A 23,148-nucleotide genomic window follows, 5' to 3' on the forward strand; every position below is an offset into this window, starting at 1 on the left:
CACCGGTCCCCGATCGACAGGTCAGCCGGTCGGCGTCGACTCGTCCTTCTCGGCGAGGGTCTTGATGCCCTGCAAGGTGTTCGTCATGGCCTCTCGCAGGGCGGCCGTCCGACGCTCGATGATGGCCTCCTCATGCTCCGGGGCGCTGTCGATGATGACGCTCAGGCCGGTCCGGCCCGGCCCGATCCGGGCCGAGTGGACCACCCGGCAGCCACCCTCCTCCTCGACCAGCCGGAACTGCCAGGTCGATCCGGGGCGCTCCAGGTCGGCCGGGCCGCCGCCGAACTGACCGTCCTCGTCGACCACCACCCAGCCGAAGTGGTGGGGGGCGTCGAAGTGCACGACATGCGAGACCGTTCGCCACCGGCCCAGCAGGGGGTGGTCGTTGAACCCCTCGAACCGGGCACCCAGCGACGGTCCGTCGCAGTCGTCCAGCCAGCGCGTCTGTTGCAGCTCCGGGCTCAACCGCGCCGCGAGTTCGATGTCCGTCACCAGGGCCCACACCCGGGCGGGGTCTGCCGCCACGTGGAGTTGACACTCGATCGCGGGGCTGTCGGCGTACCGCACGTCACCGCTCCTTCGTTCGTTACCGAAACTGATCGGTCCACTACACCCCATGACGTGATTCAAATTCAAGAACGACGCTACGTGCAGCCGGAGGTGCGGACCGAGCCGTCAGTCTTTTGTGGACGGACGGCTCGGTGTCGATCTCGGGGTCAGTGGGTGCAGAGCTCGTCGAGGTGCCCTGCCGGGGCGGTCACCGGCAGGTCGAAGGCCGCGAACAGCCGAGGATCGGAGAACGCGGTGATCCGGGTGATCCGCAGGCCGGTGATCGTGAGCACCTGGAGGTTGACCAGCTCGAAACCGCCCTCCTGGCCCCCCATGTAGGTCGCCAGGGCGGGCTGTCCGTTGGCGCCGGTGCGGATCAGCCGCACCGGACCGGGGGCCGAGAGGCAGCGCAGCGCCAGGTGCCGGCCGATGGCCAGCGGACCCTCGTACCAACCGGAGTAGGGCGGCATCTCCCACACCGCGTCCGGCGCGAACAACCGCACCAGCCCGGCGATGTCCTTCTCCTCGAAGGCGGTCACGTACTGGTCCAGCAGCTCCCGCTCGGCGGCCGCCGTCGGCTCGGTGAACTGTTCCTCCCGGGGCGCCCGGCTGTGCAGGGTGGCCCGGGCCCGTTGCAGCAGACTGTTGACCGCGGCCGGGCTGAGTTGGAGCAGGTCGGCCACCTCCGCCGCCCGCCACTGGAGCACGTCGCGCAGCAGGAGGACGGCCCGCTGCCGTGGGGGCAGGTGTTGCAGGGTGGCCACGAAGGCGAGCCGGACGCTCTGCCGAGCGCTCACGATGGCCGCCGGATCCGTCCGCTCCCCGCGGAGCAGGTAGTCCGGGATCGGCTCCAGCCAGGCAGTGGCCTCGTCCATGCTCAACCACTCGTCCGGGTCGGAACTCGGTGCGCCCAGCCCCACCGGCAGGGGGCGCCGGTCACGGTTCTCCAGGGCCCGCAGGCAGGCGGTGGTCGCGATCCGGTAGAGCCAGGTGCGCAGCGAGGAACGCCCCTCGAAGCCGTCGTACGAGCGCCAGGCGCGCAGGTAGGTCTCCTGGACCAGGTCCTCGGCGTCGTGCATCGAGCCGAGCATGCGGTAGCAGTGGACGAGCAACTCGTGCCGGAACGGGTCGGTGAGCCGGGGGAAATCCGCCCGGGTCACGTTCTCAACCGTCATCGTCTGCCCTCCCGGCTCACGCCCGCCAATTGTAGGTCGGTCGGCAGGTCGAACGCCTCGAAAAGGACCTCGCGACACGGCGTAGCCAGCAGGTCAGCACGGTGGCGGCAGCGGAGCAGAAGTTTTCCCGGGCAGCGATGAATTCCGGCCGCCTTGTGGATCAGTACGGATGACCGGACTCGGTGAACGGAAGGAACTGTCATGCACGAAACGTCCTCGGACGGCACCGGCCAGTTGGCTACCCGCCGAAGTTGGTTCGGGCTAGCGGTACTCGCGCTGCCCACCCTCCTGCTGTCCCTCGACCAGAGCGTGCTCTACCTCGCCCTACCGCACCTCAGTGCCGAGCTCGGCGCGGACAGCATCGAGGCGCTGTGGATCCTGGACATCTACGGATTCATCCTGGCGGGCTTCCTGGTCACCATGGGGACCCTCGGTGACCGGATCGGTCGCCGAAAGCTGCTGCTCATCGGGGCCGCCGCCTTCACCGTCGCCACCATCGCCGCGGCGTACTCCACCAGCGTGACGATGCTGATCGTGACCCGCGCCCTGATGGGGGTGGCCGGCGCCACGCTGATGCCCTCCACCCTGGCCCTGATCAGCAACGTGTTCCACAACGCCAAGCAGCGGGGCGTCGCGATCGCGGTGTGGTTCAGCTGCCTGATGGTCGGTGGTGCCCTCGGCCCGGTGGTCGGTGGCGCCCTGCTGGAGAACTTCTGGTGGGGCTCGGTCTTCCTGATGGGCGTGCCGGTGATGGTGGTGCTGCTCGTCCTGGGCCCGGTGCTGCTGCCCGAGTACCGCGACCCCTCGGCGGGTCGGATCGACCTGCCCAGCGTGCTGCTCTCCCTGCTGACGGTCCTGCCGATCATCTACGGGGTCAAGGAGGTGGCCGGCGAGGGCTGGACCACCACCTCGATCCTGGTCATCCTCGCCGGCATCGTGTTCGGGGCGATCTTCGTCTCCCGGCAGCGGCGACTGGACGACCCGCTGGTGGACCTCCGGCTGTTCAAGAGCCGCTCGTTCAGCGCCGCACTGGTCATCCTGCTCTTCGGCTCGGTCACCACCGGCGGCATCTACCTGCTGGTCAGCCTCTACCTCCAGACCGTCGAGGGGCTCTCCCCGCTGCGGGCCGGTCTCTGGCTGCTGCCCTCCACCCTGGCGATCATCGTGGGTTCGATGGTGGCGCCGGCGCTGGTGCAGAAGGTCCGCCCGGCGTACCTCATCGCGGGTGGTCTGGCGGTCACCTCCTTCGGTTACGTGTTGTTGACCCAGGTCAGCGCGGTCAGCGGGCTGCCCCTGCTGGTCGCCGGTTTCGTGCTGGCATTCCTGGGCGCCGGTCCGATGGGTGCCCTCGGCACGGACCTGGTGGTGGGTTCCGCACCGCGGGAGAAGGCCGGTTCCGCCGCCTCCCTGTCGGAGACCGGTAACCACCTGGGCATCGCGATCGGCATCGCGGTGATGGGCAGCATCGGCGCCACGGTCTACCGGAACCAGATCGACACCTCGCTGCCGGCCGGTCTTCCGGCGGATGCGGCCGAGTCGGCCCGGGAGAGCATCACCGGGGCGGTCAGTGCCGCCGAGGGGCTTCCCGGCGGCTTGGCCGAGCAGCTCCGCGACGCCGCCTCGGTGGCCTTCACCAACGGCCTGAACACGGCCGCGATCGTCGGTGCGGCCCTCTTCCTGCTGCTCGCCGTGGTCGCGGTGGTCGCCCTGCGCGACGCCCAGATGCCCGACGGTGAGGCGGGGCACGGGGGTGTCGCTGGTGACGAGCCGACCCCGGCGGAGACCGCAGCGCGCGGTGAGGCCGCGCAGAAGCCGGCCAGGTGACGTTGCGGGTACCGAGATGGGGCGGACCACCCCTGGTGGTCCGCCCGCCGGTGCCGGCCGGGCGGCCCAGCTCAGCCGGTGACCGGCGCACACGCGAGCGCGCCCCCGGTCAACCGGGGGCGCGCGACGGGCCAGGGTCAGACATCGGCCATGGTGAGGGCCATCTCCACCAGGCGGTGACGGTCGATCTTGCCGTTGACGTTGAGCGGGAACCGTTCGATCCAGCCGAGCCGGGGCGGGATCATGTAGGTGGGCAGCTGCTCGGCGAGGAAGCCCTCCAGGTCCTCCTGGCCGGCCTGGTCGCCGACGTAGAAGGCGGCCAGCTCCACGGTGCCGTCCTCCGCCTGCCAGGGCACGACGGCCGCCTCGTCGACCGCGTCGTGCTGCCGCAGCACGGCCTCGATCTCGCCGGTCTCGATCCGGTACCCGTTGACCTTCACCTGGTTGTCCATCCGACCGAGGAAGACGTACCCGTTGTCGGTGCGGCGGACCCGGTCCCCGGTGCGGAACCAGTGCTCCTCGGTGAGCGGCTCGCCCTCCTCCATCCGCCAGCGGTCCCCCCGCCAGCGGGTGAACCGGCCCACGTTATCGGCCGGGTCGAGGTAGCCGTCGAAGCGTTGCGGGCCCCGGATCAGCAGCTCTCCCTCGTCGGCGGGGCGGCCCTCCTCGTCCATCAGGTCGCACTCCACGGTCGGGTACGCCGGACCCAGGGGCAGGGCCCCGAGGGCGGCCCGCGGCCACCGGAGGGGATCCGCGGGCGCCCGGTAGGTGAGGCAGGTGACCGTGGTCTCGGTCGGCCCGTAGACGTTGGCGATCACGCTGTTCGGTGCGGCGTCCCGCCAGGCCCGGGCCTTGTCCAGGGTGAGGGGCTCACCACCGAAGCAGCTCCACCGCAGCCCGGGCATGGTGTCCGGGATCAGGTCGTCGAGCATCCGGGCGGTCACGATCGAGGAGGGGGTGGAGAACCAGTGGGTGATCCCGTCGTCGTTGATGTGCCGGCTCGGCGCCAGCAACTCCGTGCGCTCCGGTACGACCAGGGCACCCCCGGTCGCCCAGGGCAGGAAGACGTTCCACACCGACAGGTCCCAGGCCAGGTCGGAGGTCTGGGAGACCCGGATGTCCGGGCCGGCCTCGAAGTAGTCCAGCACGTACGGCAGCCAGTGGGCGACATTGCGGTGCCGGATCGGAACCCCCTTGGGGGTGCCGGTGGACCCGGAGGTGAAGACGATGTACGCGAGTTCGTCCGGGTCGGGGCGGTACTCCTCCGGCGGCCCGGCCGGTGCGGTCGGTCCCCGGTGCTCGTCCGGCGCGGCCATCCGGGCGGTGCCGGTCTGGGTCCCCACCGCCTCGGCCAGGTCCGCGTCGACGGCGGTGTGCAGCAGCAGGTCCAGGCCGGCGGTGCGGGCGATGCGGGCGTGCCGGGCGGGCGGGAAGTCGGTGTTGAGTGGCACCACCGTCACCCCGAGCCGCAACGCCGCCAGGTAGGCCACATAGGTGCCCGCCGTACGCGAGACGAACACTCCGACCCGGGCCGGCCGACGGCCCTGCCGGGCCACGATGTCCTCCGCGAGTTGGGCGGCGGCCGCGGTGAGCTGACGGTAGCTGAAGTCGAGGCCGCCGGCGCGCAGCGCGAGCCGATCCGGGTGCCGTCGTGCTGACTCCGCGAACCAGTCGTAGAGGGTGGGGATGGTACTCACGCGGGCTGCTCCTCTTCGATCGGCTCGGTGTAGAGCTGGTAGACGCCGCTGACCGTGGTCTGCTCGAACAGCCGCCGCACCGGCACCTTGCGGCCGGTCAGCCGTTCGAGGGCGGCGAAGAGTCGAACTCGGTGCATGGAACGCCACTGCACCTTCTGGTCGAAGTCGTGCTCCAGGTCCGGGTTGACCAGGGGCAGCTTCAACTCGTCGCGAACGGCGTGGATGAACCGCTCTTTCGTGATCATCGAATTCCTCTCCCCGGTCGGTGCGTTGTGCCCCGCGAGCTATTCGGCGCTGGTGGTCCACTCCGGCTCGGTCTGGATCTCCAGCACGGCGGAGGTGAAGGTGAAGCCGCTGCCGGCCCCGTTGACCAGCACCAGATCCCCGGCTCGGACGCGCCGCGACTCCAGCACATGGGCCAGCGCGGCGAACTGGTCCCCGGCGCCGAGGTGGCCGGTCCGCTGCCCCCACGGCCAGGTGGTCAGCTCCGGGTCCACCCCGATCGAGGCGCGGGCGTCCCAGTCGGTGAGGGACAGGCCCATGTTGGGGAAGACCCACAGGGCGATGTCCGCGGCGGTGACTCCCGCGTCGGCCAGCGCCCCCTCGACCGTGCGCCGCTCCGCCTCGAAGATCCGCCGGACCAGGTCCACGAAGACCTCTTCGCCGTGCTGACGGACGTACCCGGCGATCCGGGCCTCGGTGTTGATCGGCCAGCCGTTGCCGCCGCTGACCCCGGTCCACGGCTCGTCGCCGCGTTGCAGTCCCTCGTGGCTGGTGTCGGCCACGGAGACGCTGGCGAGCAGCCGGGCCACCCCGCTGCCCCGACTGAGCACCAGGGCGGTGCCTCCGTCGCCGTAGAGGGTTCCGCTGGTGCTCCACCGGTCATAGCTCGGCGGGTGGAAGAGATCGCTGGTGGTGAGCAGCGCGGCCGGGCGTCCGGGGTCGGCGGAGAGGTAGGCGGCGGCGAGTTCCAGGGCGGCCATCCCGCCGTTGGAGGCCTGCCGGACCTCGGTGGCGGTCGCCGAGCCGCCGACGGTGCGTTGCTGCACGTACGCGGCGGAGGCGAAGTCGTCGAGACCCTGGAAGCCGACGTGGGAGTGGGTCACCAGGGCGAACTCCTCGGGCCGGCGTCCGGACCGCTCGACCGCCAACTTCCCGGCCGCCACGGCCAGCTCGACGGCGGGGCCCTCGTCCACCACCCGGACGGCCAGGTAGCCGTCACCGTCGCGGTCCTTCTCCTGGTAGTGGCCCTCAGCGACCGCCGTCTCCGTGGTTTCGGCGCGCCCCAGGGAGGCGCCCGCCGCACTGATCCAGACGTCGTTCCACCGCATCGATTCGGTCCCCTCGGCAGATGTGCCGCCCGGCCGTGGCCGAGCCACGGCGACGGGTCGCCGCCGTCGCCTCATCGTGGCACCGGCGGCGGAGGCGGGCCGCCTCCCAGATTGCGCATCGTTTCCCGTGAAGGTGCAGGGGATGGCAGGGTCGGGTACGGCCGGACGAAGTACCAGCGGGCGTCGGTGCCACCCGGCACCGGGCCCGTCCAACTATCGGAAACCAACAGATGGAGGTCTCAGTGGGCAAGGTCGTGTTGGACATGACGATGTCGGTGAACGGCTGCGTCGCCGGCCCGGAGGATGAGCCGGAGGGGCTGCACGACTGGTTCTTCTCCCCGTCGCCGGAGAACCAGGCGATGGTGCAGCGGCAGGTGGACGCCATCGGCGCCATGGTCATGGGTCGGCGGACCTACGACATGGGGGCCAGCCAGGGCGGTTTCGTGGACAACCCGTTCAAGGTCGAGCACTTCATCGTGTCGCATGACACCCCCGACGAGCTGGCCAAGGGGGACACCAGTTTCATCTTCGTCAGCGACGGGGTGGAGTCCGCCGTACGCCAGGCCAAGGCGGCGGCCGGTGACAAGGACGTGGTGGTCGGGGGCGGCGCCCAGATCGCCCAGCAGTGCCTGGCGGCCGGCCTGGTCGACGAGATCAGGGTCGCGGTGCGTCCGGTGCTCATCGACAACGGTCTGCGGCTGTTCGACAACCTGGCTGGCTCGGTGACCCTGGAGAGCATCGACGCGTTGCACACCCCGGAGGTGACCCACCTGAGCTACCGGGTCGTGCGCTAGTCGCAGCGGCATTCACCTCGGCGGCGCCGGTGACCTGCGGGTCACCGGCGCCGCCGCCTTCACGAAGGGCCGGCGGGCGGCCCGCAATTCAAGAGATGCATGCTCTCTCACGCCTCGCGCACGATGTGGTGGTCACTACCGCCGACCTCGGCGGACGCGAACGGCCGCCGGCTCCGGACCGGCTCGCGGCAGTGCCGTACCGACCCCGCCCCGCGAATGTCACCGCCTGATGCAGACCGTGCGGATCGCGGACCGGGCCTGTCGACGAAGCGACCCCCAACCTGAGACGAAGGTGCCTCCATGGAGATCGAGAACGGCATTCGCAAGATCCTTAATTCCGAGCTCTTCGTCGAGGTGCCGCCCGAGCAGATCGGCCTCGACGAGAGTCTGCGGGCCGGGTACGGCCTGGACTCGCTCGGCTTCGTGGAACTGCGGGTGCAGTGCGAGGACATGTTCGATGTGCGTATCTCCGACGAGGACTTCACCCCGGAGAACTTCCAGAGCGTCCGGACGGTCACCGACCTGATCAACCGGCTGCGCGCGGAGGCCAAGCAGTGACCGGGCTGGGGTCCGAGGAAACCCTCCGGCTGCTGCGGGCCGGCCGGGACCTGCACCTGGACCACTACCAGTCGAACCGGCTGCCGTACGCGGTGCTCGGTGGGCAGGGCGTGCACAGCCGGCTGATGGCCCTCGACGGCCCGGACGCCGGCCGGGAATTCGAGGTGATCGACGCCAGCGGCGCGTACGGCAGCGCCTGCCTCGGCGCCGGTCACGAGACGGTGCGCCGGGCGTTGGCCCGGGGGGTCACCGAGGGCGGGCAGGCCACCGACGAGGTGGGTTCCCTGGAGCGGGCTCGACTGCTGAACACCCTCTTCGGCCCGGACGGGCTGTGGACGGAACAGTTCCCGACCGGCGAATACCACGTCAGCGGCCGTAACTCCGGCTCCGAGGGCATGGAGTTGGCGCTGCGTCTGGTCCTGGAGTCCCGGTTCGACGGAAACCGGCTGCGGCCGGTGCCGGAGGCCGCCGGACGGGACCTCATCCTCGCCTTCGAGGGGGCCTGGCACGGCTGGACCAGCGGCCTGGTGCCGCTGTTGAACCGCCGGCACTACCGGGTGGGGCTGCCCTCCCTGGCTCCGGAGGGGCCCTACGGGGTGAGCGTGGTGCACCTGCCCTTCGGCGACCCCGCGGTGCTCGCGGACTGGTTCGCCGAGAACGGCCACCGGGTGCTCGGGGTGGTGGTGGAGCCGGTGCAGGGCGATGCCGGCATCCTCCAGCCGCCGCCGGGCTACCTGCGCGGGCTGGCGGGGCTCTGCCAGGAGTACGGCGCCCTGCTCGTCGCCGACGAGGTGCTCACCTTCGCCAAGTCCGGTCGCTTCTTCGCGATGGCCGACGACCAGGGCCCGATCCGGACCGATGTGACCGTGATCGGCAAGAGCCTGGGAATGGGCGCCCTGTCGCTGTCCATGGTGATCGCCCGGCGGGGACTGTCTCCGCGCGGATCCGGCGCGGTGGCCACCTCGGACCTGCGTCCGCTGGCCTGCGCGGTGATCCGTGACGGCCTGGAGCTGGTGGTCACCGACAAGCTGATCGACCACTCCGCCGCCCTCGGCGCCCAGCTCGCCGAGCTGCTCCAGCGCGAGCTGGTGGATGCCTTCCCGGACCTCTACCAGGAGTCCCGTGGCACCGGTGTGATGCACGGCGTCGAGCTGACCGAGCGGGCGGCGGCCGGTCTGGCGCGGCTGCGGGAGCATGTCGTGCGGGCCGGGGCGTACGTCGAGTTCATGGCCGGCGCGGGCCGCCGCTCGCGGGGCCTGCGGTACGTCTTCCCCACGATGCGGATCGCACCCCCTCTGATCACCACGCCGGACGAGGCCGTCGAGCTGGTGGGCCGCATCGCCGAGGGCTCCCGGACCTTCCAGAGGTCGCTGGGATGACGGCCGTACGCGAGCTGCGCTGGCGAGTGGAGCATGTGGACACCGACGCGGGAGGCGTCGTCCACTTCACCCGGTACGCCTCGCTGTTGGAGTCGGCGCTGCTGGAGAACCTCGACCGACTGGGGGTGGGGGTCCGGGAACTCGGCGCGGAGGGCCTGGAGCTGACCGTACGGGACCTGCGGATGCGGTACGCCGCGTCCGCGCGGTTCCTGGACCGGGTGCGGGTGGCGGTCCGGGTGCAACGGGTCGCCGGAGCCACCTGCGAGGTGTCCGGTGCGGTGCACCGGGAGTCGGACGACGGCACCCCTGGCGAGCTGCTGGCCAGCGGGACCTTGGTGCTCTGCGTCGTCGAACGGGCCACCGGCCGGGCGGCGCCCCTGCCGTCGTCGCTGCGCCGAGCAATGGGGGATTGGAAGCGGGAAACCGGGACGGAAGAGGAACTGTGATGACTGAGGCTACCGACACTTCCCTCGGGTTCACCGAGATCAAGAGCTGGCTGCGGCACCGCCACCCGATGATCTACATCGACCGGGTGCTGGACCACCGGCCCGGCGAGTACCTGCGCAGCCTGATGTCGGTCTCCGGCACAATGGACGCCATCGCCGGTCACTTCCCGGAGCGGGCGGTCTTCCCCGGCAGCCACCTGATGCAGGCCTTCGCCCAGTCCGGGATCATCCTCTACCAGCTGAGCACCTCGCCCCTGGCCGACGACGAGCTGACCCTGATCGGCTCGGTGCAGAGCCGGTTCACCCGGGTGGTCGTCCCCGGCGACCAGGTCATCTTCGACCTGCGCTGTGACCGGCTGTACCAGGCCTCGTTCCACTTCTCCTGCCGGGCCACCGTGAATGGCGCCCGGGTGGCGGCGTTCCGTGGGTCACTGGTGCGAACAAAGGTCGACGAACTGGGACGTCAGTTGTGGTGACCCGCCAGGTGCTGGTCACCGGGATGGCCTGGGACACCGCCCTCGGCGACGACCTGGACGGGGTGTGGTCCCGGTTGCTGGCGGGGGAGACCGGCCTGCGTGAGGTGCCCTCGCCGCACCGGCTGCGAAATCGCCTGGCGGCGACCGTGGACGATCCGCCCGCCGGGTGGACACCGGCCCGCCGCCAGATCTCCCTCGGCACCCGTACGGTCGGCCGGGCCCTTCAGGACGCCGGGATCGACGGCGATCCGGGTGAGGCGCTGCTGGTGCTCGGCACCAGCTACGGCGCCCACCTGGACGACACCCGGGCCGGCGGGCTGCACGACTGGGCGGCGGCGGTGGCGAGAGGGCTCGGCTTCACCCGCCCCCCGGTGTCGGTGTCGACCGCCTGCTCGTCGGGGGCCGACGCGATCCTGGTGGGAGGGCACCTCATCGCCGCCGGGATGACGGAGGTGGCCGTCTGCGGCGGGGTGGACATCCTCACCGCGGCCAAACGCCTGGGCCACAGCGCGCTGGGCACCATGTCGCCCACCCTGCTACGCGCCTTCGACGAGGCCGCCGACGGCACCCTGCTGGGCGAGGGCGCCGGGATCGTCGTGCTGGAGGAGGCGGGTCGGGCGCAGCGGCGCCAGGCTCGCGCGTACGCCGAACTGCTCGGTGGTGGTTCGGCCAACGACGCCGCCGGCATGACGGCGCCCGACCCCTCCGGCGCGGCCGTGCTGCTGGCGGTGCGGCGCTCCCTGGCCGCCGCCGGTCTGAGCACCGACCAGGTAGCCGTGGTCAACGCGCACGCCACCGGCACCCCGGTCAACGACGCGGTGGAGGCGGCCAGCTTCGACCGACTCTTCCCGGCGGCCGACCGGCCGGTCCTCTTCGCCACCAAGGGCGCCTTCGGGCACACCCTGGGGGCCACCGGTGCGATCGAGGCGATCGCCCTGGTCCAGGCGTTGCGGCACGGCAAGGTCCCGCCGGTGTACGGCCTGGACACCCCCGCCCCCGGGTTGGCTTTTCCGGTGCCGCAGGGCGCGCCGGTGGCCCTGGGGCCGGGCGCCGGGCTCAGCGTCACCCTGGGGTTCGGTGGCTTCAACACCAGCCTGGTCTTCGCCGGAGCAGCCGATGGACTGGGCTGAGCAGGGGGCCTTCGCGATGCTCGGCACGGCCACCCTGGAGGGCACGGAGGGTCCGAGTCGCCCGCGTGGGGTCGGGTTCTACGCCGACCCGGTGGCCTGGCTGGTGGCCGACGCGGTCGGGACCGCCCTGGAGGCGGCGGGATTGCCGGGGCCGACGGCCGGGGCGGAGGTCGGCATGGTGGCGGTCAGCGAACACGCCACCGGCCACACCATGCGGGAGGTCGCCGACGCCGTACGCGAACGGGGGCGGGTCTCCCCGCTGCGGTTCGCCGGGGCGGCTCCGGGCTCGGTCGCCGGCCTGGCCTGCATCGTGCACGGACTCCGTGGCCCGAGCCTGCTGCTGTCGATGGCACCCGATGCGGCCCGCCCGGCCGTGGCGGTGCTGGCCGGGGCCTGGCTCGGTGCCTCCTGCACCCGACTGGTCGTCGCCGAGCACCGCAGGCACCCGTCGGGCGTGCACCGTGTGAACACCGTTGTCCTCACCTCGCGGGAGCGTTGACATGTCCGGGCTCGAACCGCCTTTCAGTCGCGACCAGGTCGCCACGTACCTGGACACGGTGATCGACCTGGAGCCCACCCCGGGCGCGGAGATCCTGCTCGACGGGATCGCCGACGAACTGCACCGGCGGGGCCTTCAGCCCGGCGAGGTGGTGCTGGTCGCCCTGGCCAACGGCGCGGCACTGCTGCGCTGCTTCTTCGGGGTGCTGCACGCCGGCTGCGTACCGGCCCTGCTGGCCCCCGGCACCCCGGCCGGCCGGGTCCGGGAGATCGCCGAGGGGCTGGGCGCCCGGACCCTCGTCACTCCAGCCCGGGCCGGGGAGCAGCCGGCGTCGGGACAGGTGGGCCCGGTGCGGGTGGAGACCCTGGACGGCGTGGACCCGCAGCGGCACGATCCGGGCCACGTCATCATCCTGACCTCCGGCACCTCCGGGGTGGCCAGCGGCTGTCTGCACAGCTTCCCGGCCCTGCTGCGCAACGCCTCGCGGCACGCCCGGTCGGTGGGGTTGCGCCCCGAGGACACCGTGCTGGTGAACCTGCCGTTGAACTTCTCGTACGCCCTGGTGGCCCAGGCGCTCGCCGGCCTGACGACCGGTGCGCGGCTGGTGGTCACCGGGCCGCCCTTCACCACCACCACCTACCAGGCCGCCCTGCGGGACCACGGGGTGACGAGCTCCTCGGTGACCCCGTACATGGTGCGGCAGATGATCGCCGCGGACTGGCGACCGCCGCAGCGGCTGCGGATGCTGACGGTCGGCGGGGAGCAGTTGAGCCCGGTGGTCGCCGGGGTGCTGCGGGAGCGGTCACCGGAGCTGGAGCTGTATCTCACCTACGGGCTGACCGAGGCCGGGCCCCGGGTGGCCACCCTGGCCGCCCACCGCGAGCCGTACCACCGGCTGGCGACCGTGGGACGCCCCCTGGAGGGGGTCCAGGTGCAGCTGCGGAACCCGGACCCGGAGGGGGTGGGCGAGCTGCTCGTCACCTCCGACACGGTGCTGCGTCGCAAGGTGGGGATGGCCGAGGGGCGGGTGGGCGACTGCCTGGTCGGCCCGAACCAGATCGCCACCGGCGACCTGTTCCACATCGACGAGGAGGGCTACCTGCACTTCCGGGGCCGCCTGTCGGACTTCGTGGTGACCGGCGGTGCGAAGGTGTCGCTGGCCTCGGTACGCCGGATCGCCAACGCCCTGCCCAACGTCGTGGCCTCGAAGACCCGTATTTACCAGACACCGCTGGGCACCCGCTTCGACCTGGACCTCTACCTGCACGAGGTAGGGCCGACCGAGTCCGAGGAGGTACGCCGCCAGCTGCGCCGAAAACTCGTCCGAACCGAGTGGCCGAGCCGGATCCGGACCATGTCCCTGCACGAGTTCGGGCACAAGTAGATGCGCATCTACTGCCTGGGACACGCGGGCGGGTCAGCGGGGTCCTTCGCCTCAGTGGTCGATCGGCACGCCGAGGGTCTCACGATGGTCCCGGTGGAGCGGCCCGGCCGGGGAAACCGGTGGCGCGAGCCGCCCTGCCGGGGCTGGCCGGACCTGCTCGCCGACCTGTCCGACCGGATCCTCGGCGAGTTGGACGGCACCCCGTACGGGCTGTTCGGGCACAGCCTGGGGGCCCTTGTCGGCTACGAGCTGGCCCACGCGCTGCGCGACGCCGGTCATCCCGCGGACCTGCTGGTCCTCAGTGGGCGGAATCCGCCCTGGATGGCCCCCGGCTCGGCGTTGTGGCACGCCGTTGACCTGCCCGATGAGGAGTTGTTCGCCCGGCTGGTGGCCCTCGGGGGTGCCGATGCCCGGGCGGCCGGCCCGCTGACCTACCGCACCTTCCTCCCGATGCTCCGCGCCGACCTGCGACTGGCCCAGGCCTACCGGCCCGGACCGAGGCGGCCCCGGTTGGCCACCCCGGTGGTCGTGCTGCACGGGATCGCCGACCCGTTGACCTCGCCGGCCGCGCTGACCCGGTGGGCCGACATCACCACCGGGGACTTCCTGCTGCGGGCGGTCCCGGGCGGGCACTTCTTCCCGATGCGGGAGCCGGCCGAGGTGGCCCGGGTCCTCGGGCAGGCCGTGCCGGATCCGGTCCGGAGCAGGTAGGAAGCGGGCTGCGCACTGTGGAAGGTGAGCGCGGCCGAGGGGGAATGCCAGGGTCGGCCCCATGACACAGAACGGTCCGGTGCTGGACGCACCCGCCCCCGCCGGCCGGCGCGAATGGCTGGCCCTCGCCGTGCTCGCCCTGCCGACACTGCTCGTCGCCGTCGACCTGAGCGTGCTCTTCCTGGCCCTGCCGCAGCTCGCCGTGGACCTGGGCGCCGACGCCGTGACCCAACTGTGGATCGGCGACGTGTACGGCTTCATGGTGGCCGGCCTGCTGGTGACCATGGGCGCCCTCGGCGACCGGATCGGCCGACGGCGACTGCTGCTGGTAGGTGCGGCGGCCTTCGCCGCGTTCTCGCTGCTGGCCGCCTTCTCGACGAGCAGCGGAATGCTCGTCGTCAGCCGGGCTTTGCTGGGGGTGGCCGGTGCCACCCTCATGCCGTCGACCCTGGCGCTGATCAGTGACCTGTTCCGGCAGCCCGCCCAGCGGTCCACCGCGATCGCGGTCTGGATGAGCTGTTTCCTCGCCGGCAACGCCGCCGGACCGCTGGTCGGTGGGGTGCTGTTGGAGTTCTTCTGGTGGGGGTCGGTCTTCCTGCTGGGGGTCCCGGTGATGGCGGTGCTGCTGCTGGCCGGTCCGGTGCTGCTACCTAAGGGGCAACGGCGCGGCAGCGTACGGGTCGACCTGTCCAGCGTGTTGCTCTCGCTGGTGGCGGTGCTGTCCCTGGTGTACGCCGTCAAACATGTCGCCCGGTACGGGTTGGAACCCCTGGTGGGGCTGCTGCTGCTGGTCGGGGTGGTGACCGGAGCCGTGTTCATCCGGCGGCAGCGGGCCCTGCCCGACCCGCTGCTGGATCTGGGACTCTTCGCCCGCCGGTCGGTCCGCCCGGTGCTGGTGGTGCTGGTGGTCGGGGGAATGCTGCTCGGCGGGAGCACCCTGCTGGTGACCCAGTACCTGCAACTGGTCGCCGAACTGTCGCCGCTGCGAGCCGGGTTGTGGCTGCTGCCCTCCACCGTGGCGATGATCCTGGCGGTGATGGTCGCCCCGATGCTGGCCGGCCGGTTCGGGGCCGGGCCGGTGATGGCGGCCGGGCTCGTGATCGCCGCCGCGGGATTCCTGCTGGTCGCCACCGCCGACGTCGGCGGCCAGACGATGGTCCTGGCCGGCTGGGTGGTGGTGGCCGTCGGCAACGGGCTGCCCGCGGGTCTGGGGGTGGACCTGGTGGTCGGGTCCGTTCCACCGGAGCGGGCCGGAGCGGCATCCGGGATCTCCGAGACGAGCAGCGAACTCGGCTTCGCCGCCGGGATCGCGGTGCTGGGCAGCCTGGCCGCCACCGTCTACCGGGCGCGGCTGGAGGACGCCCTCCCCGAGAACCTGGGACCGGAGGTCGCGGCCAAGGCCCTGGACGGGATGACCGGGGCCATGGAACTGGCCGACCGGGTGCCCGGCGTGCTCGGTCCGGCCCAGGAGGCGTACGCCGGGGCGTTGGCCACGGTGGGGCTGGTCGCGGCCGCCGTATCGGTGGCCCTGGCGGTCCTGATCGCCCTGGCCCTGCGTCGACCCACCGGTGGGAAAGAGTCGGCTGATTCCCCGTCGGTGGCGACTAGTGCGCACTTGGAAAGATGAATTGACCCCGGCCGACCAACAGGATGAACGGTGACAGTTGATCGTCCTTGATTGACCGGAAACTGGAGGTTCCATGCGACCATTGCGCGCACTGATTGCATCGTCGCTCGGCGTAGCGGTTGTCCTGTCATCCGTCACCGCAACCGCCGGGGCGGCGGAGGCCGGCGCCCACAAGAAGAAGAAAATCAACATTGACGTCTGGCTCGCGGACTATCCGTTCCCGGGTTATCTGGACGAGCGCAAGCGGCTGGCCGAGGAGTTCAACCGTAAGTACCCGCGCTACCAGATCAACGTCGAGGCGCGGGACTACACGGCGCTGCCGGCTGACGTGGACCGGGCCGTCCGGGAGGGCAACCCGCCGGCGATCGCCAACTACTACTACAACGTCAGCCAGGTCGCTCGGGACATGAAGGACCGCTCCGGCCGACCGCTGTTCACGTCCGTGCAGCGGGCCATCGGCGGACGCCACCAGATCCTCAACGAGCGGGTGGTGGTGCGGGACCTGCTGCCGCAGGTCCGGGCGTACCACACCGACCGGGGTGACATGTTCTCCTTCCCGGTCACCAGCATGACCAGCGTGCTGTACGCCAACACCACCCTGCTGAAGAAGGCGGGGGTGTCCAAGCTTCCGCAGACCTGGCAGGAGCTGGAGGCCGCCTGCACGAAGATCGCGCGGATGCCGAACGGCCCGGCGAACTGCGTGACCTGGCCCAACCACAACTGGTTCTTCCAGCAGGCCATCGCCCAGCAGGGCGGCCTGCTGACCAACAACAACAACGGGCGTACCGGCCGGGCCACCAAGGTCAACCTGGACTCGCCGCAGATCCTCAACTACGTCTCCTGGTGGAAGCGGATGCACCAGGCGGGCCACTACCGGTACACCGGCATGCCGGAGGACTGGGGCGGCAACTTCGAGTCGTTCGTGACCCAGCAGGTCGCCTTCACCTTCGACGGGGCCAACCAGGGTGACACCTTCGCCCAGATGGGGGCCGAGTTCGGGTTCAACGTCGCCGCGGGCTCGTTGCCGCACCCCGGTCGCGGCAAGGCGGTCGGGAACGTCAACTCCGGTGACTCGCTCTTCCTGCGGGCCGGTCTGGACCGGGAGACCCAGGACGGCGCCCTCGCCTTCATGCAGTTCCTGAACAGCCCGCGCAACTCGGCGCAGTGGCACAAGAGCACCGCCTACCTGCCGATGACCGGGCAGGCGGTGGACCTCCTCCAGCGGGAGCGCTGGTTCGCCCAGCACCCGGCGCCGAAGGTGGCGTTGGACCAGATCCGCAAGGCCCCGAAGTCGCCGGCCAGTCTCGGCGTGGTGGTCGGCGCGTTCGACGGGATCCAGAACGAGCTGGTCCTGGCGATGGATGACGTGCTGCTGCGCCGGGCCAACCCGGTGGAGCGATTCCGGCTGGCCGACGCTCGCGCCCAGCGGCTCCTCGACGCGTACAACGCCCGATGCGTCGGTGCCGGGCCGCGTGGTCCCGACTGCTACCGGGTCGGAATCTGGGGCTGATCCCAGCAACAACTGACCGCCTTTTCCGGTCGGCGGGGGCAGGTCGTCGCGGTGCCGTCAAAACGGCGTCGCCGGCGACCTGCCCTCGCTTGCTTTCTGTCGATCAGGCGTGCGCTGCGCACTACGGAAGATGCGTGGTACAGGGTCGTAATGACAGCCTCTGAGGGCGGCCAGGTTCGCCGAAGAATTCGCTAGCGACCGGTGCGCCAATTTCTTGTGTCGACCGACGGATTCGGGCTGGAGGAAAAGGAATGAACAATCCATTCGACGCCGTCGACGGCGATTTCCTGGTGCTGGTGAACGCTGCGGGCGAGCACTGTCTGTGGCCCGCCTTCGCCGATGTGCCGCAGGGCTGGGGTGCGGTGTGCGGTCCGGCCGGCCGCACCGAGTGCCTGCGGTACGTCAGCGACAACTGGATCGACCCTCGCCCGCGCCGGCTCGCCGGCTCGCACTGAAACGTGCCCCACCCGGGCCGCCGGTCGGCCCCCGGGGCTGATGACAAGGGGGAGATGACCCGATGAGCACGCCACAGACTTCGATCTTCGGTCAGATTTCGCTCGACCACATCGAGTTCTACGTCAGCGACCTGGCCGCGGAGACCCAACGGCTGGTGGACGGCTTCGGTCTGGCCGTCTACTCCGGGACCGACCCGGCCGCCCCGCCGGAGGCCCGGTCCGCCGGGCTGGGCCGGGGGGAGATCCGGCTGGTGCTGACCCAGCCGTTGGTCGAGGACCACCCGGCCGCCGCGTACGTGGAGCGGCACGGAGACGGGGTCGCCGACATCAGCCTCGGTGTCGCCGACCCGGCGGCGGCCTTCGCCGAGGCGGTACGCCGGGGGGCCCGGCCGGTAGCGGCCCCGCACGACGTCGAAGGCGTGGTACGGGCCACCATCATGGGCTTCGGCGATGTCGCGCACACCTTCGTCCGGCGCCCCGAGGGAATGGACGCCCGGCACCTGCCCGGCCTGCTGCCCCGCCCGGAGGCCGAGCCGACCTGGGACAGCGGGCTGTCCGCGGTGGACCACTTCGCGGTCTGCCTGGAGGCCGGCCAGCTGGACCCGACGGTCCGCTTCTACGAGGAGGTCCTCGACTTCCGCATGATCTTCGAGGAGCAGATCGTGGTCGGTAACCAGGCCATGAACTCCAAGGTCGTGCAGTCCGTCGGGGGTGCGGTGACGCTGACCCTGATCGAGCCGGACGTGACCCGCTCGCCGGGGCAGATCGACGAGTTCCTGAAGAACCACGGCGGCGCGGGTGTGCAGCACGTGGCGTTCAACGCGGACGACATCGTCGCCGCCGTGCAGAACATCCAGCGGCGGGGAGTGGAGTTCCTGTCCACCCCGGACACCTACTACACGATGCTCGCCTCCCGCATGGAGCTGGCCCGGCACACCGTGTCGGACCTGCGGGAGGTCAACGTGCTGGTCGACGCCGATCACCACGGTCAGCTCTTCCAGATCTTCACCCGCTCGGCGCACCCCCGGAAGACCTTCTTCCTGGAGCTGATCGAACGGCTCGGCGCGCAGACCTTCGGCAGCGGCAACGTCAAGGCGCTGTACGAGGCCGTGGAGCTGCAACGGCAAGCGGAACGGGACTGACTTCGGTGAGCACAGGCATCCGCGCCACCGACCTCGACGGGGTCAACCTGGCCGACCCGAGAACCTTCGTCGGCCCGGAGGTGGAGAACGTGTGGCGCTGGCTGCGCCGCAACGCCCCGGTGTGGCGGCACCCGAGCACCCCGCAGGGAACCCACTTCTGGGTGGTCACCCGGTACGCCGAGGCGCTGCGGGTCTACAAGGACCCGGAGACCTTCGGCTCGGGCCGGGGCAACATGCTCACCTCGCTGCTCACCGGCGGGGACACCGCCGGGGGGAAGCTGTTGGCCGTCTCCGACGCCCCCCGGCACACCGCCGTGCGCAACCACCTGCTGAGGTCGTTCTCCCCCCGGATGCTGCGGCCGGTGCTGTCCGGGGTGCTGGCCCGCGCGGATCAACTGGTGGCGCAGGCCGTGGCGGCAGGTGGCGGGGACTTCGCCGCCCAGGTCGCCGACGAACTGCCCATGGGCACCATCAGCGACCTGCTCGGCGTTCCGTCGGCGGACCGGGCCGAGCTGTTGCGACTGAGCAAGCAGGCCCTCAGTTCCGACGATCCGGATCAGCCCGGCCACGAGACCTGGCTGGCCCGCAACGAGATCCTGCTCTATTTCAGCGGGATCGCCGCCGAGCGTCGCCGGGACCCGCGGGACGACGTGATCAGCAGCCTCGTGACCTGCGAGATCGAGGGAGCGCCGCTGACCGAGGAGGAGGTCGTCCTCAACTGCTACGGCCTGATCCTCGCCGGGGACGAGACGAGCCGGCTGGCGATGATCAGCGCGGTGCTGAACTTCGTCGAGTACCCGGATCAGTGGGGGGCGCTGCGCCGGGGCGAGGTGTCGCTGGACGACGCGGTGGAGGAGATCCTGCGCTGGAACACCCCGGCCATGCATGTCGGGCGGGTGGCCCGGCGGGACACCACACTCGGCGGGCAGACCATCCCGGCCGGCGACGTCGTCACCGTCTGGAACGCCTCGGCCAACCGGGACGAAACGGTCTTCGACCGGCCGGACGAATTCGATCTGGGCCGTACGCCCAACAAGCACCTCACCTTCGGACACGGGCCGCACTTCTGCCTCGGTGCCTTCCTGGGCCGGGCGGAGGTTCGGGCGGTGCTGGACTCGCTGCGTCGGCGGGTCGACACCTTCGAACTACACGGCCAACCGCGCCCGCTGTACTCGACCTTCCTGCGCGGTTACACCAGCCTGCCGGTGACGCTCAAGCCCGGCGGAACCACCTGAAACCGGTTCTACCGGCCTAACCATCTGAATGGAGCGTCTGATGACCTTCACTTCTGTGCAGCAGATGCTCGCCGCGCAGGCGAGCCGGACTCCGGACGCGGTGGCCGTGGTGGCCGGTGACCGCACCTTGACGTACCGGGATCTGGACGAGCGGGCGAACCGGCTGGCGCACCGTCTGATCGCCGAGGGGGTCCAGCCGGGGCAGCCGGTCGCGGTGCTGACCGGCCGGACCGCCGACCTGCCGGTGGCACTGCTGGCGGTCCTCAAGGCCGGTGCGTGGTACCTGCCGCTGCACGCGGCGTACCCGATGGCGCGGATGCGCTGGATCCTGGACCAGGCGGGCGGCCCGGTGCTGCTGGCCGACGACGGCACCCGGCGCCGCGGCCTGCCGGAGGGTGGGCGGGTGCTGCTGGTCGACGAGGAGCCGGGCGAGTTCCCCGGCACCGACCCGGCCGTGCCCACCGGCCCGGAGGACTTCGCGTACGTCATGTACACCTCTGGGTCGACCGGGGACCCCAAGGGGGTGGCCATCCCGCAGCGCGCGGTGACCCGGCTCATCTCCGATCCGGCCTGGAACGGCAGCCGGCACCAGCGGGTCCTCTCCGTGGCTCCGTACGCCTTCCAGGTCTCCAGCTACGAGCTGTGGGTGCCGCTGAGCCGCGGTGGCACGGTCGTGCTGGGGCCCTCCGCCGACCTCGACGTGTCCACCCTGCGCCAGCTGATCACCGAGCACGCGATCACCGCCGTGCACCTGACGGCCGGGCTGTTCCGGGTGGTGGCCGACGAGGCGCCGGACTGCCTGACCGGGGTGCAGGAGGTGATGACCGGGGGCGACGTGATCTCCCCCGGGGCGGTCCGGCGGGTGCTGGACGCCTGCCCCGGTCTGGTCGTCCGGGCCATGTACGGCTCGACCGAGTCCACCCTGTTCACCACCCACTCGCCGATGTCCGACCTGTTCCTGCCGGGCCCGACCGTTCCGGTGGGCCGCCCGATGACGGACATCCGGGCGTACGTGCTGGACGAGCGGCTCCGTCAGGTCCCCGACGGGGAGGTGGGCGAGCTGTACGTGGCCGGGCCCCGACTGGCCAGCGGCTACCTCGGCCGGCCGGACCTGACCGCCGAACGCTTCGTCGCCGATCCGTTCACCGGGGAGGGGGAACGGATGTACCGCACCGGCGACCTGGTGCGGTTGACCAGCGACGGCATGTTCGACTTCCTCGGCCGCGCCGACGACCAGGTCAAGATCCGGGGCTTCCGGGTCGAGTTGGCCGAGGTGGAGGCGGTGCTGGCCCGGTTCCCCGAACTCTCCGACGTGGCCGTGGTGGCCCGGCAGTTGCCGACCGGTGAGCGGTCCCTAACCGCATACGTGGTGGTCGGTGAGCGCACTGTCGACCTGGCCGCGCTGCGGGCCTTCGCGATCGCGACCCTGCCCGACTTCATGGTGCCGGACGCCTTCGTGGCGCTGACCACCCTGCCGCTGACCGCCAACGGCAAGTTGGACCGGCGGGCGTTGCCGGAGCCGGATCCGGAGGCGTGGGTGGCCTACCGGGCACCCCGCGACCCGCGGGAGGAGATCCTCAGCGAGATCTTCTCCGAGGTGCTCGGGGTGGACCGGGTAGGCGTGGACGACGACTTCTTCCAACTCGGCGGGCAGTCCCTCCTGGCCATGCGGCTGATCAGCCGGATCGAGGCCGTACTGGGGACGAAGCTGCCGCTGCGCACCCTCTTCGACACCCCCACGGTGGCCGGCCTTGCCGAGCGGCTGGCCGCCCAGGCCACGCCCGCACCGACCTCCTAGCCGACGACTACGAAAGGGCTGATGGCCAGATGAACACCCCCGACACCCAGGCGCCGCACCGGGCGCCCCTCTCGCTCAACCAGGACTTCCTCTGCATGTACGACAAGGGCGACGAGGAGGGTCCCTTCGGCCCGCGCTACCACATCGTGCACGGATGGCGGCTGCGCGGCGAGGTCGATGTCGAGTCGTTGCAGGGTGCCCTGGACGACGTGGTGGCTCGGCACGAGGCGCTGCGCACCATCGTGGTGCGTACGCCGCAGGAGCGGTACCAGGTGATCAGCCCGGAGACCGCCCCGGTGCAGCTGATCCTGCGGGACCTGTCCGTGGTGCCCGAGGACGAGCGTGACGCGGTGGCCGAGCAGTTGCTGATCGAGGCCGAGGCGGACACCTTCCCCAGCACGGAGCTTCCGCTGCTGCGCGCGGTCCTGGTCCGGTTCGACGACCGCGACTCGGTCCTGGTGCTGATCTCCCACCACACCGCCACCGACGGCTGGTCGATGCGTCTGATCATCCGGGACCTGGCCAACCGGTACGCCGCCCGGCGGGGCCACGAGGTGCCGGTGCTGCCGGAGCCGCGCCAGTACCGGGAGTTCGCGGAGTGGCAGCGGGAGCTGGTGGGCGATCCGGTCCGGATGGCGGAGCCGAGCGAGTTCTGGCAGCAGAACCTGGCCGGTGCCCGGGTGCACACGATGAAGCTGGACCGCCCCCGTTCGGTGGCCGTCGAGACGACCACCGCGATGCACCGTTTCGTGATCGGCTCGGAGGTGATCACTCCGGCGCTCAAGCTCGGCAAGGCCACCCGCAGCTCGCCGTTCATGGTGCTCTTCGCCGCCTTCGCCGTACTGGCCGAGCGGCTCGGCGGAAACTCGGACGTGGTCGTACCGACCTTCAGCCCCGGTCGGGGCGACGAGGAGTTCCCGTACACCGTCGGGTCCTTCTTCAACTTCATGCCGATCCGGGTGGACCTGGCCAAGTGCCGCACTTTCCGGGAGGTGGTGATCGCCACCCGGAACCAGTGCGTCGAGTCGTACTCGCAGGACGTGCCGCAGATCCTGGCCCACGCCCCGGAGCTGATGCTGCCGGCCATCTCCGACGACCGGGCGCCCTGTGTGTTCCAGGTCTTCGCGTTCCCGTTCCTGCTGGACGAGGAGCTGATCGGCGATCTCGAGTACACCGAGATCCGGTACCGCCTGGTGTCCCAGCCGCTCGTCTCGGACGTCCCGGACGGCGCCCTGTGGACCCTGAACCTGGACCCCTGCGGTGAGGTCGTCGGCAGCGTCGCCTACAAGAGCGGTCTGTTCGACGAGGCGACCGTCGCCGGGTGGGTCAGCGGCTTCCAGGAGGTCCTGCGGGAGATGCTGGTCGATCCGGATGCCGCCCGCGAATCGGTGCGGGTCGCCGTATAGGTGATCGAAGGCCCGCCGGGCG

At 71.1% G+C, this 23,148-nt stretch carries 22 protein-coding genes; 17 read left to right on the plus strand and 5 right to left on the minus strand.

Translation table 11 applies throughout. From position 1 onward, the window contains the following. Positions 1-21: 21 nt before the first annotated feature. Both ABZ795_RS25410 and ABZ795_RS25415 read right to left on the minus strand, forming a co-directional pair. Complete coding sequence (locus ABZ795_RS25410) at positions 22-567, minus strand: SRPBCC family protein (RefSeq protein ID WP_327022973.1); 546 nt, start codon at positions 565-567, stop codon at positions 22-24. Positions 568-716: 149 nt separating this feature from the next. Further along, positions 717-1,724, minus strand: a complete 1,008-nt coding sequence (locus ABZ795_RS25415) for a sigma-70 family RNA polymerase sigma factor (RefSeq protein WP_327022972.1) — start codon at positions 1,722-1,724, stop codon at positions 717-719. Between the two features lie 201 nt (positions 1,725-1,925). Here ABZ795_RS25415 and ABZ795_RS25420 point away from each other — a divergent pair, with 201 nt between their 5' ends. Then, positions 1,926-3,548, plus strand: coding sequence for an MFS transporter (locus tag ABZ795_RS25420; protein ID WP_357532163.1), 1,623 nt, complete (start codon positions 1,926-1,928; stop codon positions 3,546-3,548). A 137-nt stretch (positions 3,549-3,685) separates the two neighbouring features. Here the strand turns inward: ABZ795_RS25420 and ABZ795_RS25425 are convergent, their stop codons facing one another. From ABZ795_RS25425 to ABZ795_RS25435, 3 genes are read right to left on the minus strand one after another with little or no spacing between them, the layout of a single operon-like run. After that, the gene (locus ABZ795_RS25425) at positions 3,686-5,245 is read right to left on the minus strand and encodes an amino acid adenylation domain-containing protein (protein ID WP_357532164.1); all 1,560 of its coding nucleotides are present in this window, start codon (positions 5,243-5,245) and stop codon (positions 3,686-3,688) included. Then, the gene (locus ABZ795_RS25430) at positions 5,242-5,490 is read right to left on the minus strand and encodes an acyl carrier protein (protein WP_357532165.1); all 249 of its coding nucleotides are present in this window, start codon (positions 5,488-5,490) and stop codon (positions 5,242-5,244) included. The genes ABZ795_RS25425 and ABZ795_RS25430 overlap by 4 nt, the downstream gene beginning before the upstream one ends. Before the next feature lie 39 nt (positions 5,491-5,529). Beyond that, complete coding sequence (locus ABZ795_RS25435; RefSeq protein ID WP_357532166.1) at positions 5,530-6,576, minus strand: ketoacyl-ACP synthase III family protein; 1,047 nt, start codon at positions 6,574-6,576, stop codon at positions 5,530-5,532. Positions 6,577-6,806: 230 nt separating this feature from the next. Between ABZ795_RS25435 and ABZ795_RS25440 the strand changes: the two genes are divergently transcribed. The 16 genes from ABZ795_RS25440 (at position 6,807) to ABZ795_RS25515 (ending at position 23,126) form a co-directional block, all read left to right on the plus strand. After that, entirely contained in the window at positions 6,807-7,370 is a 564-nt protein-coding gene (locus tag ABZ795_RS25440) for a dihydrofolate reductase family protein (RefSeq protein ID WP_357532167.1), read from the plus strand. Between the two features lie 300 nt (positions 7,371-7,670). Then, positions 7,671-7,928, plus strand: a complete 258-nt coding sequence (locus ABZ795_RS25445) for an acyl carrier protein (RefSeq protein WP_327022965.1) — start codon at positions 7,671-7,673, stop codon at positions 7,926-7,928. Continuing rightward, a complete protein-coding gene (locus tag ABZ795_RS25450; protein ID WP_327022964.1) occupies positions 7,925-9,307 on the plus strand; it encodes an aminotransferase class III-fold pyridoxal phosphate-dependent enzyme in 1,383 nt (460 codons plus the stop codon). The genes ABZ795_RS25445 and ABZ795_RS25450 overlap by 4 nt, the downstream gene beginning before the upstream one ends. Further along, complete coding sequence (locus ABZ795_RS25455; protein ID WP_327022963.1) at positions 9,304-9,753, plus strand: thioesterase family protein; 450 nt, start codon at positions 9,304-9,306, stop codon at positions 9,751-9,753. Before ABZ795_RS25450 ends, ABZ795_RS25455 begins: the two co-directional genes overlap by 4 nt. Beyond that, positions 9,753-10,229, plus strand: coding sequence for a hypothetical protein (locus tag ABZ795_RS25460; RefSeq protein ID WP_327022962.1), 477 nt, complete (start codon positions 9,753-9,755; stop codon positions 10,227-10,229). Before ABZ795_RS25455 ends, ABZ795_RS25460 begins: the two co-directional genes overlap by 1 nt. After that, positions 10,226-11,359: a beta-ketoacyl-[acyl-carrier-protein] synthase family protein gene (locus ABZ795_RS25465; protein WP_357532168.1), complete on the plus strand. Its 1,134-nt coding sequence runs from the start codon at positions 10,226-10,228 to the stop codon at positions 11,357-11,359. Before ABZ795_RS25460 ends, ABZ795_RS25465 begins: the two co-directional genes overlap by 4 nt. After that, positions 11,346-11,858, plus strand: coding sequence for a hypothetical protein (locus ABZ795_RS25470; protein ID WP_357532169.1), 513 nt, complete (start codon positions 11,346-11,348; stop codon positions 11,856-11,858). Before ABZ795_RS25465 ends, ABZ795_RS25470 begins: the two co-directional genes overlap by 14 nt. A 1-nt stretch (position 11,859) precedes the next feature. Beyond that, positions 11,860-13,242 (plus strand): class I adenylate-forming enzyme family protein, encoded by a 1,383-nt coding sequence (locus tag ABZ795_RS25475; RefSeq protein WP_357532170.1) that lies wholly within the window; start codon positions 11,860-11,862, stop codon positions 13,240-13,242. Further along, on the plus strand, positions 13,243-13,953 hold the full coding sequence (locus tag ABZ795_RS25480; RefSeq protein ID WP_357532171.1) for an alpha/beta fold hydrolase: 711 nt from the start codon (positions 13,243-13,245) through the stop codon (positions 13,951-13,953). It abuts the gene before it with no gap. Between the two features lie 61 nt (positions 13,954-14,014). Then, positions 14,015-15,580, plus strand: coding sequence for an MFS transporter (locus ABZ795_RS25485; RefSeq protein WP_357532172.1), 1,566 nt, complete (start codon positions 14,015-14,017; stop codon positions 15,578-15,580). A 73-nt stretch (positions 15,581-15,653) separates the two neighbouring features. Continuing rightward, positions 15,654-17,090 carry an extracellular solute-binding protein gene (locus ABZ795_RS25490; RefSeq protein WP_357532173.1) on the plus strand — a complete coding sequence of 479 codons (1,437 nt, stop codon included), beginning with the start codon at positions 15,654-15,656 and terminating at the stop codon, positions 17,088-17,090. A 251-nt stretch (positions 17,091-17,341) separates the two neighbouring features. Next, entirely contained in the window at positions 17,342-17,545 is a 204-nt protein-coding gene (locus ABZ795_RS25495) for an MbtH family protein (RefSeq protein ID WP_327022955.1), read from the plus strand. Between the two features lie 62 nt (positions 17,546-17,607). Continuing rightward, complete coding sequence (gene hppD, locus ABZ795_RS25500) at positions 17,608-18,687, plus strand: 4-hydroxyphenylpyruvate dioxygenase (protein ID WP_327022954.1); 1,080 nt, start codon at positions 17,608-17,610, stop codon at positions 18,685-18,687. A 5-nt stretch (positions 18,688-18,692) separates the two neighbouring features. Then, positions 18,693-19,922 carry a cytochrome P450 gene (locus ABZ795_RS25505; protein WP_327022953.1) on the plus strand — a complete coding sequence of 410 codons (1,230 nt, stop codon included), beginning with the start codon at positions 18,693-18,695 and terminating at the stop codon, positions 19,920-19,922. A gap of 40 nt (positions 19,923-19,962) precedes the next feature. After that, a complete protein-coding gene (locus tag ABZ795_RS25510) occupies positions 19,963-21,720 on the plus strand; it encodes a non-ribosomal peptide synthetase (RefSeq protein ID WP_357532174.1) in 1,758 nt (585 codons plus the stop codon). A gap of 29 nt (positions 21,721-21,749) precedes the next feature. After that, positions 21,750-23,126 (plus strand): condensation domain-containing protein, encoded by a 1,377-nt coding sequence (locus ABZ795_RS25515; RefSeq protein WP_357532175.1) that lies wholly within the window; start codon positions 21,750-21,752, stop codon positions 23,124-23,126. Positions 23,127-23,148 lie beyond the last annotated feature (22 nt).

Origin of the sequence: Micromonospora sp. NPDC047134 (assembly GCF_040643455.1) — a bacterium.
Taxonomy (GTDB): Bacteria; Actinomycetota; Actinomycetes; order Mycobacteriales; family Micromonosporaceae; genus Micromonospora.

Bases quoted from the DNA above. Each gene is read 5' to 3' on its own strand.
- ABZ795_RS25415 (WP_327022972.1), bottom strand. From the start codon at position 1,724: ATGACGGTTGAGAACGTGACCCGGGCGGATTTCCCCCGGCTCACCGAC.
- ABZ795_RS25420 (WP_357532163.1), top strand. From the start codon at position 1,926: ATGCACGAAACGTCCTCGGACGGCACCGGCCAGTTGGCTACCCGCCGA.
- ABZ795_RS25430 (WP_357532165.1), bottom strand. From the start codon at position 5,490: ATGATCACGAAAGAGCGGTTCATCCACGCCGTTCGCGACGAGTTGAAG.
- ABZ795_RS25435 (WP_357532166.1), bottom strand. From the start codon at position 6,576: ATGCGGTGGAACGACGTCTGGATCAGTGCGGCGGGCGCCTCCCTGGGG.
- ABZ795_RS25440 (WP_357532167.1), top strand. From the start codon at position 6,807: ATGGAGGTCTCAGTGGGCAAGGTCGTGTTGGACATGACGATGTCGGTG.
- ABZ795_RS25445 (WP_327022965.1), top strand. From the start codon at position 7,671: ATGGAGATCGAGAACGGCATTCGCAAGATCCTTAATTCCGAGCTCTTC.
- ABZ795_RS25455 (WP_327022963.1), top strand. From the start codon at position 9,304: ATGACGGCCGTACGCGAGCTGCGCTGGCGAGTGGAGCATGTGGACACC.
- ABZ795_RS25460 (WP_327022962.1), top strand. From the start codon at position 9,753: ATGACTGAGGCTACCGACACTTCCCTCGGGTTCACCGAGATCAAGAGC.
- ABZ795_RS25470 (WP_357532169.1), top strand. From the start codon at position 11,346: ATGGACTGGGCTGAGCAGGGGGCCTTCGCGATGCTCGGCACGGCCACC.
- ABZ795_RS25475 (WP_357532170.1), top strand. From the start codon at position 11,860: ATGTCCGGGCTCGAACCGCCTTTCAGTCGCGACCAGGTCGCCACGTAC.
- ABZ795_RS25480 (WP_357532171.1), top strand. From the start codon at position 13,243: ATGCGCATCTACTGCCTGGGACACGCGGGCGGGTCAGCGGGGTCCTTC.
- ABZ795_RS25485 (WP_357532172.1), top strand. From the start codon at position 14,015: ATGACACAGAACGGTCCGGTGCTGGACGCACCCGCCCCCGCCGGCCGG.
- ABZ795_RS25490 (WP_357532173.1), top strand. From the start codon at position 15,654: ATGCGACCATTGCGCGCACTGATTGCATCGTCGCTCGGCGTAGCGGTT.
- ABZ795_RS25495 (WP_327022955.1), top strand. From the start codon at position 17,342: ATGAACAATCCATTCGACGCCGTCGACGGCGATTTCCTGGTGCTGGTG.
- hppD (WP_327022954.1), top strand. From the start codon at position 17,608: ATGAGCACGCCACAGACTTCGATCTTCGGTCAGATTTCGCTCGACCAC.
- ABZ795_RS25510 (WP_357532174.1), top strand. From the start codon at position 19,963: ATGACCTTCACTTCTGTGCAGCAGATGCTCGCCGCGCAGGCGAGCCGG.
- ABZ795_RS25515 (WP_357532175.1), top strand. From the start codon at position 21,750: ATGAACACCCCCGACACCCAGGCGCCGCACCGGGCGCCCCTCTCGCTC.